This window comes from Nocardia coubleae NBRC 108252, from assembly GCF_001612805.1.
Classification (GTDB): Bacteria; Actinomycetota; Actinomycetes; order Mycobacteriales; family Mycobacteriaceae; genus Nocardia; species Nocardia coubleae.
Genome location: NZ_BDBD01000008.1, coordinates 188,322 through 203,827, shown reverse-complemented (window position 1 = coordinate 203,827; position 15,506 = coordinate 188,322). Strand labels below are relative to the sequence as shown.

Genomic DNA, 15,506 nt, shown 5'->3' with positions numbered 1-15,506 from the left:
CCGCGATGCCATGTTGCCGGCGGGCCGAGAGCCGGGCCGGCTGCCGCTAGGACACCGACTGCCGGTACAGGTCGGGCTCGAGGTAGATCAGGCGGGCGAACGGGACCGCGGTGCGAACGCGTGTCTCGGCGGCATCGATGGCGTCGGCGATATCGGAAATCCCGAGGCCGGGCGCGATGGCGACCTTCGCGGCGACGAGCATTTCCTCCGGACCGATGTACTCGGACTTGAGGTGGATGACGGAGGTGATCTTCTCGCCGTCGATCAGGTTGTCGCGGATGGCGCGATCCTGTTCGGGGGTGGCGCCCTCGCCGATGAGCAGGCTCTTCATCTCGATGATGAGCACCACCGCGATGATGCCGAGGAGCACGCCGATGCACAGGGTGCCGATGCCGTCGTAGACGGGGTCGTCGGTGATCATGGTGAGTCCGACCGCACCGAAGGCCAGGATCAGACCGATCAGGGCGCCGGTGTCCTCGAGCAGCACCACGGGCAGCTCCGGGCTGCGGGAGGTGCGGATGAACCGCCACCAGCTGGCGTCACCCTTGAGCGGCCGCGACTCGCGCACCGCGGTCATGAAACTGTATGTCTCGAGGCCGATCGCGATACCGAGGATGACGATCGCGACGATCGGCTGACTCAGTTCCTCGGGGTGCTGGATCTTGTGGATGCCCTCGTAGATCGCGTATACCGAGCCGAGGGTGAACAGCACGAGCGCCACGACGAACGAATAGAAGTACCGGTTGCGCCCGTAGCCGAACTGGTGCAGTTCGTCGGCGTCCTTCGCCGCGGCACGCTGACCGAACAGCAGCAGACCCTGATTGGAGGTGTCGGCCACCGAGTGCACCGCCTCGGCCAGCATCGACGCCGATCCGGTGATCGCCGCGCCGATGAACTTGGCCACCGCGATTCCCGCATTGGCCGTCAATGCGGCGATGATCGCCTTCTTGCCGCCACCAGCCGACATCTTGTCCCCGTCCTCCCGCTTCGCCGAACACGCTTTGCTCGCAACAGCCTAAGGGGAGTGGCGCGAAAAGTTCGCCCCGACGCTAGTTCCCGTCGCCCACGCAGGCGCTGAACAGCTGCGCGGCACCGCCGAGTGCGCGCGCGCGGATGTCGGTGTCGGCCGCCGAGATCCAGGCGGCGCTGCCCGGCGCCAAGGTGAGTTCGCGCCCGTCGTGACGCAATTCGATCGTGCCGTGCGTGCACAGCACGATGCCGGGTCCGGCGTCGGCGAGGGCGACGGGTTCGGCGTCGGGCGCCAGATCGAACCGGCACAGCGCGAATTCGGGAGCCGGGGTCTGGTAGCGGACGCTGCCGTCGGGGCCGGGTTCGGGTTCGATCACCGGCAGGTCGATCGGTTCGAAGTCGAGCACGCGCAGCAACTCCGGCACGTCGACATGCTTGGGGGTGAGCCCGCCGCGCAGCACATTGTCAGAGTTGGCCATGATCTCCACGCCGACACCGCGCAGGTAGGCGTGCAGATTTCCGGCGGCGAGAAACAGGCCCTGGCCCGGTTCGAGGGTGAGCCGGTTGAGCAGCAGCGCGGCGAGCACCCCCGCATCACCGGGGTACACCTCGGCCAGTTCCAGCGCGGTGCGGACCTCGGCGGTGAACTCGCGTGGTCCGGTGCCCGACAGGTACCGCACGCATCCCTCGAGCACCGTGGGCAGCAGGGTGGCGAGGGCGGCGGGCGGCAGGGTGATCCAGGTGGTGAACAGCGTGCGTAGGCCCGCCGAATCGGGCTGGGCGGCAAGCAGTTCGGCGTACACGCTGAGACCGGGCACGTTCAGGGCGCGCAGCAGGTCGACGGTGCGCTGCGGGTCGCGGAAACCGGCGAGCGCCTCGAATCGCTCCAGCGCGACGACCAGTTCGGGTTTGTGGCTGTCGTCGCGGTAGTTGCGCAGCGGCGAGTCGAGCGGCACACCGACACGGTTCTCCCGCTGGAAACCGGCAAGCGCCTGCGCCGAACTCGGATGCGCCTGCAGCGACAGCGGTTCCTCCGCCGCGAGGATCTTCAGCAGGAACGGCAGTCGTGGACCGAAACCCTCGGCCACCGGGCCCAATTCGCGCACCGGATCGGCGGCCAATACCTCGAGCAGTGAACGCGAACTGCCGTTGGACTTCACGTGCGCGGGGTCGGCGGGGTGCGCGCCGAACCACAGTTCGGCTTCCGGATGCGCCGAGGGCACCGGTCTGCCACACAACCGAGCGAGCGCGGTGCGCGATCCCCATGCGTAAGAACGCAGCGCACCAACGAGTTCCTGCACTAGTAGCGTCCCCCGTCGTGATATCGGTCCTGGTCGCTCGCGGCCGCACCGTGCGAGCCGAGGCGAAGGTAGGCCGCGGCCATGTCGAGCCGCAGTGCGAGCACCGCCAGTTGCACGAGTTCACTGCCGTGTCCGCCCCCTGCGGCGGACGTGGCGGTCGCGCTCTCGGCGGACGGTTCCGAGCCGGGTTCGGCGAGCTGGGACTGGAGTACGTCGACATCGGCGTGCACGAGATCGGCGTCGACGAGCCCGCCGCCCGCGCCCTCGAACACGGCCAGCTTGCGGCGCGCGGCCGCCTGATCGGGGTGCACGCTGAGGGCGAGCACACGCACCCGGTCGACCGGGGCCGGACCGTCGAGTTCCTCGTCGTGGAACAGCGGATCGAAACCGGGCGCGGCGCCACCGGCCGCCTGGGCGAGCCTGCCGACGGCCGCGACCGTGTCGGCCAGATCGGCCGCCGAGGCCAGCTTGCCCGCCGACTGCAACAGCACCTCGGTGCCGTGCCCGGCCAGTTCGACCGCGGCGGGGGAGTCGCCGGCCAGGACGACACCGACGCCGTGCATGCGGGTCGCGAGGGTCTTGGCCGGGTTGTGGAACACCTCGTTGTGTGGCCCGTCGCGCAGGGCCTCGGCGTCGAGCACGTCGGCGAGCGCGGTCAGATCGGGGGTGGCGGGGACACTGCGCTGGGCGTCGATACCGCGCAGCACCGCGATGCCGACGGCGAGGAAACGCAGCAGCCGGTTGTGGTCGAGCACGGGCACGCGGGGTTCGAGCACGATCGCGCGACCGGCGGCGACCGCCCGCAGCGGGCCCTCGTTGGGGGCGGCGATCACCACTTCGGCGCTGCGCCGCACTGCCCGGTCGACGGCGTCGATCAGGCGCGGGTCGCCGGCGTCGTCACCGGCGACGAGCACCACGTCCAGCGGCCCGACCCACGGCGGCAGCGCGGTGACGGGCACGATCGGCAGTCCGGCACGGTCACCCAGGGTGGCGACCAGCAGTCCGGCTGCCCGGGCGGCCCGCCCCGATCCGGTGACGAGCACCAGGCTGCGCGGCCGCAATTGCGACAGACGTTCGATCAGTGAGGTCTCGGCGACCGCGGCGGCGGTGGCCCGTACCTGGGCCCCACCCGAGGCCGCCGACCGTAAGAAGCCGCCGGTGTCGGCCGCCTCGAGCGACGCGGCATCATCGAGGTCGAAAACCGGTGTTCCAGCGATCATCGCCGAGTCCACCTCCCCTCATCGCGCTGTGTGCTCCACGGCCGTCTGGTTCCCATGTTCCCAGTCAGGCGCGGACGATGCTCAGGATCGTTCTGCCGGTCCCCGATCATGTGGTTCCGCATCCTGGTTCCCATGTTCCCAGTCAGGCGCGGACGATGCTCAGGATCTCGGTCACGAGTGCGTTTACTTCGGCCTGCGATCCGGCCTCGACGTTGAGTCGGAGCAGGGGTTCGGTGTTGGAGGCGCGCAGGTTGAACCAGGCGTGGTCGCCCAGGTCGACGGTGACGCCGTCGAGGCGGTCCACCGACACGGTGCGGTCGGCGAAGGCCGCGAGCACGGCGGCGGTGCGGTCGGCGGCGTCGGCGACGGTCGAGTTGATCTCGCCCGAGGCCGCGTACACGTCGTAGGCGGCCATCAGTTCCGACACCGGCCGGTCGCCTTCACCGAGTGCGGCGAGCACGTGCAGCGCGGCGAGCATGCCCGAGTCGGCACCCCAGAAGTCGCGGAAGTAGTAGTGCGCGGAGTGCTCGCCACCGAATACCGCGCCGGTGGCGGCCATCTCCTGCTTGATGAACGAATGACCCACCCGCGTGCGCACCGGCTTGCCACCGAGTTCCTCGACCAGCTCGGGCACCGCGCGGGAGGTGATGAGGTTGTGGATGACGGTCGCCCCCGGCTCCTTGGCCAGCTCGCGCTGCGCGACCAAAGCCGTGATCGCCGACGGCGACACCGGCTCACCCCGTTCGTCGACGACGAAGCAACGGTCGGCGTCACCATCGAAGGCCAGGCCGATGTCGGCGCCGCTCGAGCGCACCAGCGCCTGCAGGTCGACAAGGTTCTTCGGGTCGAGGGGGTTGGCCTCGTGGTTGGGGAAGGAGCCGTCGAGCTCGAAGTACAGCGGCACGATGGTGACGGGCCCGAGCGTTCCGAGCACGGCGGGGACGGTGTGCCCACCCATGCCGTTGCCCGCGTCGACCGCGATGGTGAGCGGACGGACCTCGTCGAGATCCACCAGTTCGCGCAGGAAGCTCGCGTAGTCGGCGAGCAGATCGACGGTCGAGGCGGAACCGGTCGCACCGTCGTACGCGGGCACACCCGACACGACCTCGGCCGCGATGGTGGCGAGACCGCTGTCCTGACCCACCGGCAGCGCGTTGGCCCGGCACAGCTTGATGCCGTTGTACTTGGCGGGGTTGTGGCTGGCGGTGAACATGGCGCCCGGACAGCCGAGCCTGCCGGAAGCGAAGTACAGCTGATCGGTGGAGGCGAGCCCGATGTGCACCACATCCAGGCCCTGCCCCTGCACGCCCTGGGCGAACGCCTCGGCCAGCTCGGGGGAGGACTCCCGCATGTCATGGCCGATGACGACGCGCTCGGCGCCTTCGGCACGCATCAACCGGGCGAAAGAGGCACCCACATCGCGCACGAACCCGGCGTCGATCTGCTCGCCCACCACCCCGCGGACGTCATAAGCCTTGATCACGGCGTTCACGAGTTCGCCAGAGCGCGCGAGGGTCGTCATGCCGCAAAGCCTAGCTCACCCGCCTCGCTCCTCCGCCTCCCCGCGACTCTGGCCAGACTCGTGCACGGGGAGATTTGGGAACGCGGCAAGCTAGGAAATGTGGGCAGGTCAGCCCGTTCCCGGTGAGTTACCCATGTGCTTGCGAGATCAGGCGTAGCCGAACTGCCCCTACGGGGCTTTGGCCGGACTCGGGCACGGCGGGGGGCGTCGGCGGGTATACCGAGTGGTGCTTGGCCCGAATTCACAACGCCGGGATCTCGCAAGCACATGGGTAACTCCCCGGGCACGGGCTCCGGTGACCCAGCACGTGAGTCTGGCCGCCAACGCAGGTCTCTCCGCGCTCGAGTCCGGCCTGAAGTCGCGGGGAGGCGGGACAGCGGCGGGTGAGCTTATGGGTCGGGGAGGACTCGTAGGTGGCCGCGGCGGCCGGTGCGGGCTTGGCGGGGGGCCGGGGTGGCGGTGTCGCGGTAGCCGGGCTGGTCAGGTTCGGCGGGGCGGCGGCGTAGGCCTGCTTCGCGAACGGCTTCGGCCAGGGCGGTCAGATCGTCGTCGTCGGGGGTGCTGGAGGAGAAGCCGCCCTCGTGGCGCACCAGTTCCCAGCCCTTCGGGGCGGTGATGCGGCAGGCGTGGGTTTCGCACAGATCCCAGGAATGCGGTTCGGCGACGGTGGCCAGGGGTCCGACGACGGCGGTCGAGTCGGAGTACACATACGTCAGCGTCGCTACAGCCGGGTTCTTGCAGCCGGGTCGGCAGCAACGACGCATAGGGATCACGACGTCGAGATTAACCCTCCCGCCCACAAAAGTGGATACGGACACGCGGTGACGAGGGCGTCGTTCTCGCGCGCCGCTACTCCGGTTCGGGGTCGATCAGGTCGGGATCGACACCCAAGTAGGTCGCGATCTGCTGCACCAGCACCTCGCGCAACAGCTCGACGAGATCGTCGGGATCGGCGGCGCGCAGCTCGAGCGGCTTGCGGAAGAGCACCACCCGCGCGCGGGTGGCGGCACCGTGACGGTCGACGCCTGCGGGGATGAGCCGGGAAAGCGGGACCGGCCCGTCGGCGACGACCTCGTCCGGCCAGGTGACCGAATCAGGATGCAGCGGACGGATTTTCGGCACATCGTCGACGGCGATGTCGAGTTTGGTGAGCCGGTCGTGCCAGCGGGTGTCCAGCGGTGCGAAGGCCTCGAGCACCAGCCGGTCGAATTTCTGCCCGCGCGTGCGCCAGGCGGGCACCGTAGGGGGGAGCATGGGGCCACGGACACCGCGACCGCGGCGGGTCACCGAACGAGCGGTCGGCGCCGGAAGATGTCGCCGGGAACGTGCCATGGGTACTTCGCCTCTCTCGCCTGACCGGTAAACGGGCGTTCGCCCGGAGACACCGACGTACTGCGCCTGCGTGGCTCCGGGCCAGGCCTGGAGAGTCTACTTTCGAACAGTCACTTATCCGATTCCGCGCTTCAGCCTGCGACGCTCTCGTTCCGAGAGACCGCCCCAGATGCCGAAACGTTCGTCATGCGCCAGCGCGTATTCCAGGCACTGGTCACGCACTTCACAGCCCAAGCAGATGCGCTTGGCCTCACGGGTCGAGCCGCCCTTCTCCGGGAAGAACGCCTCGGGGTCGGTCTGAGCGCAGAGGGCACGTTCCTGCCACTGCTCTTCGATCGACTCGAACATTTCGTCGAAGCCCGTGACGACCAGACTCAGCCGGGGGGCCGCGACTTCGCTTGCCGCGTCCGGTTCCGGCCAGCTCGTTTCAGCGCAGACAGCGTGAGCTGCGCCTGCTGTGGAATCGGTCGGCGAGACCAGGTTTTCGGTCATCGTTCCGCCTCCTCACTATGTGTTAGCGCAGAATGATTTCCGTCGGATCAACTAGAACCCCGACGGCCCAACACCGCGACGTAGTCTCGCGGGCTTCCCCGAGCCTGCCTTCCGGCGCGCCGGCACCCTCTCGCAAACGCCCCCGCGCTATGTCTTCTCGCGGTGACCGGAATGACATGTCTGTGATTAGACACGCCGCACTTGCCGGTGGTCAACCCGCCGTCACCCTTCCGTTACACTCCGGACCCGCCTTTCGTGTTGATCTTGTTATGTGCCGTGGCAAATGACCAGCAACTTTGTTCTTCAGCACGGGGAAACAACCCGGCAACCGGCACCACTTAGGCTGTGTCCCTGTGACTGCACAACACGCGGTGCGCGAGCCCAAGATCGCCGTTCTCGTCGGTGGTGTCGGGGGTGCACGGTTCCTCCTCGGCATCAGGCAGCTGCTGCCCGACGCTGATATCTCGGCCATCGTCAACGTCGGTGACGACGTCTGGATGCACGGCCTCCGCATCTGTCCCGACCTCGACACCTGCATGTACACCCTCGGTGGTGGCATCGATCCCGAACGTGGCTGGGGCCACGCGAACGAGACCTGGCACGCCAAGGAGGAACTGGCGAAATACAACGCCAAGCCCGATTGGTTCGGGCTCGGCGATCGCGATATCGCCACTCACCTCATTCGCACCGAGATGTTGCGCGCCGGATTTCCGCTGTCCGCGGTCACCGAAGCGCTGTGCAATCGGTGGCAGCCGGGTGTGAAACTCATTCCGGCTACCGACGACCGCTGCGAAACACACGTGGTGGTCAGCGATCCCGACAATGCTGGCGAACGTCGCGCGATCCACTTCCAGGAATGGTGGGTGCGGTACCGCGCGGCGCTTCCGACACACGGATTTGCCTCGATCGGCGCCGAACAAGCCTCTCCCGCACCAAATGTGACCGATATCATAGCCTCGGCTGACGCCGTGTTGCTCGCCCCCTCGAACCCCGTCGTGAGCATCGGATCGATCCTCGCCGTGCCCGGTATCCGCGGCGCGTTGCGCACCACCGAAGCCAAGGTCGTCGGCCTGTCTCCGGTGATCGACGGAAAGCCGTTGCGCGGCATGGCCGATGAGTGCCTGAAGGTGATCGGGGTGGATTCGACGGCCGAAGGAGTCGGCAGGCATTACGGCGCCCGCTCGGCCACCGGCATCCTCGACGGCTGGCTCGTCCACTCCACCGACACCGCCGAGGTGCCCGGTGTGGAGGTGCGCAGCGTGCCGCTGCTGATGTCCGATCCCGAGGCGACGGCCGAAATGGCCCGTGCCGCACTCGAACTGGCGGGGGTGAAGGCGTGAGCACGCCGACCGACCACGCGGCGGGCGAACTGCGGATCCTGCCGGTCACCGGTCTGCCGGAGTTCCGGCCCGGCGACGACATCGCCGAACACCTTGTGGCACAGGCGCCCTGGCTCGCCGACGGCGACATCCTCGTGGTGACGAGCAAGATCGTCTCCAAGGCCGAGGGCCGCATCGTCGCCGCCCCGACCGACCCCGAGGAACGCGACGCTGCCCGCCGCGAACTCGTCGACGCCGAGGCGGTGCGGGTGCTCGCGCGCAAAGGCCGCACCCTCATCACCGAGAACCGGCTCGGCATCGTGCAGGCCGCCTCCGGTGTCGACGGCTCCAATGTGGCCGAGGGCGAATTGGTGCTGCTCCCGGTGGATCCCGACGCCAGCGCCAAAGCGCTGCGCGCGGCTGTCGCCCAGCGGCTCGGCGTCGACGTGGCCGTGGTCGTCACCGACACGATGGGCCGCGCCTGGCGCAACGGCCAGATCGACGCGGCCATCGGCGCGGCCGGCCTGCGCGTGCTGCACGACTACGCGGGCGCGGTCGACGGACAGGGCAACGAACTGCAGGTCACCCAGGTGGCCGTCGCCGACGAACTGGCCGCCGCCGCCGACCTGGTGAAGGGCAAGCTCGGCGCGGTGCCGATCGCGGTGGTTCGTGGTCTGCCGACCGTGGACGACGGCTCCACCGCGGCGTCGCTGCTGCGCGGCGGGGTGGACGACCTGTTCTGGCTCGGCACCGCCGAAGCGATCGAGCTCGGCCGTAAACAGGCTGTGCCCCTTCGCCGTTCGGTGCGCGCGTTCAGCGACGAGCCGGTCGACCCGGAACGGCTCAGGGCCGCCGTCGCCGCCGGTCTCACCGCCCCGGCTCCGCACCACACCCGGCCGGTGCGCTTCGTCTGGCTGCGCGATCGCGACGTGCGTGCCCGGCTGCTCGCCGCCATGGCCGACAAGTGGCGTGCCGATCTCGCGGCCGACGGCCTCGACCCGGAGCGGATCGAACGTCGCGTCGCGCGGGGGCAGATCCTGGCCGACGCGCCGGAGGTGGTGATCCCGTTCTGCGTGCCCGACGGTGCGCACGACTACCCGGACGCGCGTCGTCAGGCGGCCGAGCAGACGATGTTCACCGTCGCCGTCGGTGCCGCCGTGCAGGGTCTGCTCGTGGCGCTGGCCGCCGACGGACTCGGCAGCTGCTGGATCGGCTCGACGATCTTCGCACCGGAGGTGACCCGCGAGGTCCTCGGTCTCGCGGACGACTGGAATCCGTTGGGCGCCATCGCTATCGGGAATCCGCTGGAGACGCCCGAGCCGCGCACGGTCGGCGATCCCGGCCCCGGTCTGGTCGAACTGTGAACCGCACAGCGACGGCGTGCGGCCACGGTCGGCGACGCCGACCCGTATCGGGTCGAACTGTGAGCCGTTCGGGGGCGGCACGCAGCTACGGTCGGCGCGCTGTCGCCCGCCCGGCCGTGAGCAGGCCGGTGACGGCGCGGCGCCCGGTGCGTCTCGGTGCGGAGACGCCGTCATGAGCGCCGAATCGCTGCACGCCTCCGCGACCGAACTGCTCAACTCCTGGAAACCACCCACCGACGCGGATTCCTCACTGCGCGAAGCGATGCTGGCGTTTCTCGGGTCGGCACCGCGCGGCTGTCTGCGCGAGCACGCGCCCGGCCACATCACCGCTTCGGCGATCGTGCTGTCGCATGACCGTCGCGAGGTGCTCCTCACCCTGCACCCGCGCGTGGGCCGCTGGATCCAGCTCGGCGGCCATTGCGAGCCCGGCGACGACACCGTCGCCGACGCCGCCTTGCGCGAGGCCGTCGAGGAATCCGGTATCCCCGACCTGTCGCTGATGCCCGGTCTCTACGGTGCGCAGGCGCATCCGATCACCTGTTCGCTCGGTGTGCCGACGCGTCATCTGGACCTGTTGTTCGAGGTCATCGCCCCGCCCGGTGCGGTCCCGGTGCGCAGCGCCGAATCCACCGATCTGCGGTGGTGGCCGGTCGACGGGCTACCACCTGGCGCCGACGTGGCGCTGAAAGCCTGACCCCTCGCTGACCGGCGATCGTGGCGGCCGCATCCGAACGGATGTGGCCGCCTTTTCCGTTATCTCCCCGTTATCCACTTTACAAATTCACAAATTTGTCTAGACACCGACCGGAGGAGCGGCCTATCGTCTGTGACAGAGAGTTACGCACATCACACGTGTGAGATGTGCCTCAGGATGGAGACAACGATGTCCACCGACGCCAACCCGTCCGAACGGACGGCAGCGCCACCGCAATGGCGCGATTCCAAGCGATATCTCTGGCTATGGGGCCTGTTCGCCCCCACCGGACTGTTCACGATCGCGATCCCTATGATCTGGGGAATCAACCAGCTCGGCTGGCACCGCCTGGCCGAAGTGCCGTTCTGGCTCGGCCCGATCCTGATCTACATCGTGATCCCGCTGGCCGACCTGTTGTTCGGTCCCGACGGCGACAACCCGCCCGACGAGGTCATGGAACAGCTGGAGAACGACAAGTACTACCGCTACCTGACCTACCTGTACCTGCCGTTCCAGTACGCCTCGCTGATCTTCGCCTGCTACATCATCACCGCCGACAACCTGCACTGGCTCGGCTTCCCCGGCGGCGCCAACGTGGTCGACAAGATCGGCATCGCGATCAGCGTCGGCATGATCGGCGGCATCGGGATCAACACCGCGCACGAACTGGGCCACAAGAAGGTCGAATTGGAGCGCTGGCTCTCGCGTATCGCGCTGGCCCAGTCGTTCTACGGGCACTTCTACATCGAGCACAACCGTGGTCACCACGTGCGGGTCGCCACCCCCGAGGACCCGGCGAGTTCGCGTCTCGGCGAGACCTTCTGGGCCTTCTGGCCGCGCACCGTCTGGGGCAGCCTGCGCTCGGCCTGGCACCTCGAGAAGGAACGGCTCGCCCGCCTGGACAAGGGTCCGTGGACATTGCGCAACGACGTGCTCAACGCCTGGGCGATGTCGGTGGTGCTGTGGCTCGGGCTGATCCTGGCGTTCGGTATCGAGGTGCTGCCGTACCTGATCCTGCAGGCGGTGATCGGATTCAGCCTGCTCGAGTCGGTGAACTACCTCGAGCACTACGGCCTGGTCCGGCAGAAGACGCCGAGCGGGCGCTACGAGCGGCCCGCCCCCGAACACAGCTGGAACAGCGACCACCTGGTCACCAACATCTTCCTCTACCACCTGCAGCGCCACAGCGACCATCACGCCTACCCGACCCGTCGCTACCAGACGCTGCGCAGCTGGGACGGCGCGCCGAACCTGCCGAGCGGTTACGCCAGCATGATCCTGCTGAGCTACTTCCCGCCGATCTGGCGCAAGGTGATGGACAAGCGGTTGCTCGCGCACTACGGCGGTGATGTCACCTTGGCCAATATCGAGCCCAAGCGCCGCGAGCAGGTGCTGGCGAAGTATGGAACGGAGGCGCCGTGAGTGCGTACAAATGCCCCGTCTGTGATTATGTCTACGACGAAGCCGAAGGCGCTCCGCGCGAAGGTTTTCCGGCGGGTACCCCGTGGTCGGCGGTGCCGGACGACTGGTGCTGTCCGGACTGCGGAGTGCGGGAGAAGATCGATTTCGAGGCGGTAGGAGTAGCGCGATGACCGAATACAAGCTCTACCAGTGCGCTCAGTGCGGATTCGAATACGACGAAGCGCAGGGCTGGCCCGACGACGGCATCGCCCCCGGCACCCGCTGGGACGACATCCCCGACGACTGGACCTGCCCGGACTGCGGTGCCCGCAAATCCGATTTCTTCATGGTCGAGATCGAACGTTCGTGAGCGCGACGCGCCAGGGTGCGCGTCCGCCGTACCAGGAGGCCGCGCGCGAACTACTGCGCACCTCGGTCCTGGACTCCATGCGCGAGCTGCTCACCGAACGGGACTGGTCCAAGATCACCCTCGGTGACGTGGCCGCCAGGGCCGGGGTGAGCAGGCAGACGCTCTACAACGAGTTCGGGTCGCGCGCGGGCCTTTCCCAGTCCTACGCGCTTCGCCTGGCCGACTCCCTCGTCGACCAGGTGCGCGACGCGATCCACCGGCACGTCGGCGACGCGCACGAGGCCATCCGCGACGGCATGACCGGCTTCTTCTTCGCCGCCGCGGCCGACCCGCTGGTCCGATCGCTGCTCGCCGGGGAGATGAAGCCCGATCTGCTGCGGCTCATCACCCTCGACGCGGGCCCCCTGCTCGAACACGCCACCGCGCGGCTGGCCGACGTCTTCCAGCACAGCTGGGTGAACGCCACCGACACCGAGGCCGATGTCCTCGCGCACGCGCTGGTGCGCATCGCGCTGAGTTACATCCCCAATCCGCCGGTCCCCGAACGCGATGCACCCGCTGAGATGGCGGCGTTGCTGAGTCCCTATGTGGAGGCGATTGTTCAGGCACGCGGTATTCGCCCCTAGACGGAGTGGGACGGATCACTATAAGGGGTGATCAGCTCTTATTCGCGGTGATGTAACCATCACCACGTTTGAGGAGCGGCCGCTGTGTAACGTGCCCATGGTCTGTCAGTATTCACATCCGTCGGCAGTTGGTCTTTTTGTAGCGGAGCGGGTGTGCAAACGGTTGGCAAACCGGGGGGTTTTCGTGATCCCAAACGGTATCTCTGGGCTCTCGGGCTGATCGCGCCGGCGTGCGCGCTGCTGCCCTCCCAGCTCGTGTACCGCACCGGCGCCGAAGCGTTCTGGTGGATCGGTCCCGTCATCGTGCTGATCGCGATTCCCGTCCTGGACTGGATCGTCGGCGAGGACGGCAACAACCCCCGCGACGAGGATTACGAGGCGCTCTCGCGCGACCGCTACTACCGCTGGTGCACCTATCTGTTCCTGCCCATCCAGCTCATCGGCCTGCTGCTGGCCTGCGCGATGTGGGCGGGCAACGACCTCGATGTCGTCGACAAGCTCGGTCTGGCCACCACGGTCGGTTTCGTCAGCGGCATCGGCATCAACGCCGCCCACGAATTGGGTCACCGGGTGGAGCGTGCTGAAAGATTGCTGTCGAAGATCGCGCTCGCCCAGTCGGGGTACGGCCACTTCTTCGTCGAACACAACCGCGGCCATCACGCGCGGGTCGCGACACCCGAGGATCCGGCGAGTGCCCGCATGGGTGAGTCGCTGTGGGAGTTCTTGCCGCGCAGCGTGATCGGTGGCTTCCGCTCCGCCGTCCAGCTGGAGCGCGCACGCCTGGCCAGGAAGGGTCTCGGCTGGTGGAACCCCGGCAACCAGATCCTGCAGGCGTGGTCGATGTCGGTGCTGCTGTTCGGTTCGCTGGTGTTGATCTTCGGGCTCGCGATCGTGCCCTGGCTGGCCCTGCAGGCGGTGATCGGGGTGATGCTGCTCGAGACCGTCAACTACGTCGAGCACTACGGACTGCTGCGCGCGCGCAAGCCCAACGGGCGCTACGAACGCTGCTCCCCGCGTGACAGCTGGAACTCCGATCGCCTGGTCACCAACATCTTCCTGTTCCATCTGCAGCGCCACAGCGACCACCACGCCAACCCCGGCCGCCGCTACCAGACCCTGCGCAGCACCAGTGAGTCACCGCAGCTGCCCGCCGGATACGCGACCATGATCCTGCTCGCGGCCGTGCCACCCCTGTGGCGTGCGGTGATGGACCCCCGGGTGGCCGCCCATTACGGCGGTGATCTCAGCCTGGCGAACGTGGCGCCGGTCAAACAACGACGGTTGCTGGCCAGATACCGCGCCCCCGCCTGACTCCGACCTGGGCGGAGGCGGGAACAGGGGCGGCCGCAGACGGTAGCCTTGCCTGCGTGACGACCTCAGAACTCTCCCCGCGCACCGAGCTCACCGCTGACGTCCGCAACGGCATCGATTACAAGGTGGCAGATCTGTCGCAGGCCGAATTCGGCCGCAAAGAGATCCGCCTGGCCGAGCACGAGATGCCGGGCCTGATGGCGCTGCGCCGTGAATACCACGACGTGCAGCCGCTGAAGGGCGCCCGTATCTCCGGTTCCTTGCACATGACGGTGCAGACCGCTGTCCTGATCGAAACGCTTGTCGACCTCGGCGCGCAGGTTCGCTGGGCGTCGTGCAACATCTTCTCCACCCAGGACCACGCCGCCGCCGCGGTCGTCGTCGGCCCGCACGGCACCGTCGACGAGCCCAAGGGTGTGCCGGTCTTCGCGTGGAAGGGCGAGACCCTCGAGGAGTACTGGTGGGCCGCCGAGCAGATGCTCACCTGGCCGGGCGAGCCCGCCAACATGATCCTCGACGACGGCGGTGACGCCACCATGCTCGTGCTGCGCGGCGCGCAGTTCGAGAAGGCCGGGGTCGTCCCGCCCGCCGACGAGGAGCATTCCGCCGAGTACACGGTGTTCCTGAACCTGCTGCGCGAGAGCCTCGAGCGCGACAAGACCAAGTGGGGCACCATCGCCGACTCGGTCAAGGGTGTCACCGAGGAGACCACCACCGGTGTGCTTCGCCTGTACCAGTTCGCGGCCGCGGGTGAGCTGGTGTTCCCGGCGATCAACGTCAACGACTCGGTCACCAAGTCCAAGTTCGACAACAAGTACGGCACCCGCCACTCCCTCATCGACGGCATCAACCGCGGCACCGATGTGCTCATCGGCGGCAAGAAGGTGCTGATCTGCGGTTACGGCGACGTCGGCAAGGGCTGTGCGGAGTCGCTGGCCGGTCAGGGCGCGCGCGTGCAGGTCACCGAGATCGACCCGATCAACGCCCTGCAGGCGCTGATGGACGGTTACGACGTGGTCACCGTGGAGCAGGCGATCGGCGACGCCGACATCGTCATCACCTCCACCGGCAACAAGGACATCATCACCCTCGACCACATGAAGGCGATGAAGGATCACGCGATCCTCGGCAACATCGGCCACTTCGACAACGAGATCGATATGGCCGCCCTCGAGCGTTCGGGCGCGACCCGGATCAACATCAAGCCGCAGGTCGACGAGTGGACCTTCGAATCGGGTAAGTCGATCATCGTGCTGTCGGAAGGCCGCCTGCTCAACCTGGGCAACGCCACCGGCCACCCGTCGTTCGTCATGTCGAACAGCTTCTCCAACCAGGTCATCGCCCAGATCGAGCTGTGGACCAAGCCGGAGGAGTACGACAACGAGGTCTACCGCCTGCCCAAGCACCTCGACGAGAAGGTCGCCAAGATCCACGTCGAGGCCCTCGGTGGCACCCTGACCAAGCTCACCAAGGACCAGGCCGAGTACATCGGCGTGGACGTGGAAGGCCCGTACAAGCCGGACCACTACCGCTACTGAGTCCGTCACGCGAGGGCCCGTCGATCACCTGATCGACGGGCCCTCGC

The 15,506-nt window shown here is 67.9% G+C and carries 16 protein-coding genes; 9 read left to right on the top strand and 7 right to left on the bottom strand.

The window, feature by feature from the left end; translation table 11 throughout:
- Positions 1-46 precede the first annotated feature (46 nt).
- The 7 genes from NCO8_RS07300 to NCO8_RS31150 all read right to left on the bottom strand — a co-directional run bounded on the left by NCO8_RS07300 (position 47) and on the right by NCO8_RS31150 (position 6,692).
- Entirely contained in the window at positions 47-967 is a 921-nt protein-coding gene (locus tag NCO8_RS07300) for a cation diffusion facilitator family transporter (RefSeq protein WP_067637478.1), read from the bottom strand.
- 82 nt (positions 968-1,049) lie between these two features.
- Positions 1,050-2,270 (bottom strand): mannose-6-phosphate isomerase, class I, encoded by a 1,221-nt coding sequence (gene manA, locus NCO8_RS07295; RefSeq protein WP_067637476.1) that lies wholly within the window; start codon positions 2,268-2,270, stop codon positions 1,050-1,052.
- Positions 2,270-3,490: an amino acid adenylation domain-containing protein gene (locus tag NCO8_RS07290; protein ID WP_067637570.1), complete on the bottom strand. Its 1,221-nt coding sequence runs from the start codon at positions 3,488-3,490 to the stop codon at positions 2,270-2,272. The genes manA and NCO8_RS07290 overlap by 1 nt, the downstream gene beginning before the upstream one ends.
- A gap of 142 nt (positions 3,491-3,632) precedes the next feature.
- Positions 3,633-5,012, bottom strand: coding sequence for a phosphomannomutase/phosphoglucomutase (locus NCO8_RS07285; RefSeq protein ID WP_067637474.1), 1,380 nt, complete (start codon positions 5,010-5,012; stop codon positions 3,633-3,635).
- A 389-nt stretch (positions 5,013-5,401) separates the two neighbouring features.
- Positions 5,402-5,776 (bottom strand): DUF3499 domain-containing protein, encoded by a 375-nt coding sequence (locus tag NCO8_RS07280; protein ID WP_067637472.1) that lies wholly within the window; start codon positions 5,774-5,776, stop codon positions 5,402-5,404.
- Between the two features lie 85 nt (positions 5,777-5,861).
- Positions 5,862-6,344, bottom strand: a complete 483-nt coding sequence (locus NCO8_RS07275) for a metallopeptidase family protein (RefSeq protein WP_201449895.1) — start codon at positions 6,342-6,344, stop codon at positions 5,862-5,864.
- A 114-nt stretch (positions 6,345-6,458) separates the two neighbouring features.
- Positions 6,459-6,692, bottom strand: a complete 234-nt coding sequence (locus NCO8_RS31150; protein WP_133733920.1) for a WhiB family transcriptional regulator — start codon at positions 6,690-6,692, stop codon at positions 6,459-6,461.
- A 515-nt stretch (positions 6,693-7,207) separates the two neighbouring features.
- Here NCO8_RS31150 and cofD point away from each other — a divergent pair.
- The 9 genes from cofD to ahcY all read left to right on the top strand — a co-directional run bounded on the left by cofD (position 7,208) and on the right by ahcY (position 15,459).
- Positions 7,208-8,176, top strand: a complete 969-nt coding sequence (gene cofD, locus NCO8_RS07265) for a 2-phospho-L-lactate transferase (protein ID WP_084456725.1) — start codon at positions 7,208-7,210, stop codon at positions 8,174-8,176.
- Positions 8,173-9,519, top strand: a complete 1,347-nt coding sequence (locus tag NCO8_RS07260) for a coenzyme F420-0:L-glutamate ligase (RefSeq protein ID WP_067637470.1) — start codon at positions 8,173-8,175, stop codon at positions 9,517-9,519. The genes cofD and NCO8_RS07260 overlap by 4 nt, the downstream gene beginning before the upstream one ends.
- A gap of 172 nt (positions 9,520-9,691) precedes the next feature.
- Complete coding sequence (locus NCO8_RS07255; protein WP_067637468.1) at positions 9,692-10,213, top strand: NUDIX hydrolase; 522 nt, start codon at positions 9,692-9,694, stop codon at positions 10,211-10,213.
- Between the two features lie 189 nt (positions 10,214-10,402).
- A complete protein-coding gene (locus NCO8_RS07250) occupies positions 10,403-11,635 on the top strand; it encodes an alkane 1-monooxygenase (RefSeq protein WP_067637566.1) in 1,233 nt (410 codons plus the stop codon).
- Positions 11,632-11,805 carry a rubredoxin gene (locus NCO8_RS30485; RefSeq protein WP_084456705.1) on the top strand — a complete coding sequence of 58 codons (174 nt, stop codon included), beginning with the start codon at positions 11,632-11,634 and terminating at the stop codon, positions 11,803-11,805. Before NCO8_RS07250 ends, NCO8_RS30485 begins: the two co-directional genes overlap by 4 nt.
- Positions 11,802-11,984, top strand: a complete 183-nt coding sequence (locus NCO8_RS07245) for a rubredoxin (protein ID WP_067491380.1) — start codon at positions 11,802-11,804, stop codon at positions 11,982-11,984. Before NCO8_RS30485 ends, NCO8_RS07245 begins: the two co-directional genes overlap by 4 nt.
- Positions 11,985-12,061: 77 nt before the next feature.
- On the top strand, positions 12,062-12,610 hold the full coding sequence (locus NCO8_RS07240) for a TetR/AcrR family transcriptional regulator (RefSeq protein ID WP_157104819.1): 549 nt from the start codon (positions 12,062-12,064) through the stop codon (positions 12,608-12,610).
- Positions 12,611-12,763: 153 nt separating this feature from the next.
- Positions 12,764-13,921: an alkane 1-monooxygenase gene (locus NCO8_RS07235; RefSeq protein ID WP_067637464.1), complete on the top strand. Its 1,158-nt coding sequence runs from the start codon at positions 12,764-12,766 to the stop codon at positions 13,919-13,921.
- A 56-nt stretch (positions 13,922-13,977) separates the two neighbouring features.
- Positions 13,978-15,459 (top strand): adenosylhomocysteinase, encoded by a 1,482-nt coding sequence (ahcY, locus tag NCO8_RS07230; RefSeq protein WP_067637462.1) that lies wholly within the window; start codon positions 13,978-13,980, stop codon positions 15,457-15,459.
- Positions 15,460-15,506: the final 47 nt, after the last annotated feature.

Bases quoted from the DNA above. Each gene is read 5' to 3' on its own strand.
- NCO8_RS07245 (WP_067491380.1), top strand. From the start codon at position 11,802: ATGACCGAATACAAGCTCTACCAGTGCGCTCAGTGCGGATTCGAATAC.
- NCO8_RS07285 (WP_067637474.1), bottom strand. From the start codon at position 5,012: ATGACGACCCTCGCGCGCTCTGGCGAACTCGTGAACGCCGTGATCAAG.
- NCO8_RS07255 (WP_067637468.1), top strand. From the start codon at position 9,692: ATGAGCGCCGAATCGCTGCACGCCTCCGCGACCGAACTGCTCAACTCC.
- NCO8_RS07300 (WP_067637478.1), bottom strand. From the start codon at position 967: ATGTCGGCTGGTGGCGGCAAGAAGGCGATCATCGCCGCATTGACGGCC.
- NCO8_RS07290 (WP_067637570.1), bottom strand. From the start codon at position 3,490: ATGATCGCTGGAACACCGGTTTTCGACCTCGATGATGCCGCGTCGCTC.
- NCO8_RS07275 (WP_201449895.1), bottom strand. From the start codon at position 6,344: ATGGCACGTTCCCGGCGACATCTTCCGGCGCCGACCGCTCGTTCGGTG.
- NCO8_RS07280 (WP_067637472.1), bottom strand. From the start codon at position 5,776: ATGCGTCGTTGCTGCCGACCCGGCTGCAAGAACCCGGCTGTAGCGACG.
- NCO8_RS07240 (WP_157104819.1), top strand. From the start codon at position 12,062: ATGCGCGAGCTGCTCACCGAACGGGACTGGTCCAAGATCACCCTCGGT.
- NCO8_RS31150 (WP_133733920.1), bottom strand. From the start codon at position 6,692: ATGTTCGAGTCGATCGAAGAGCAGTGGCAGGAACGTGCCCTCTGCGCT.
- NCO8_RS07250 (WP_067637566.1), top strand. From the start codon at position 10,403: ATGTCCACCGACGCCAACCCGTCCGAACGGACGGCAGCGCCACCGCAA.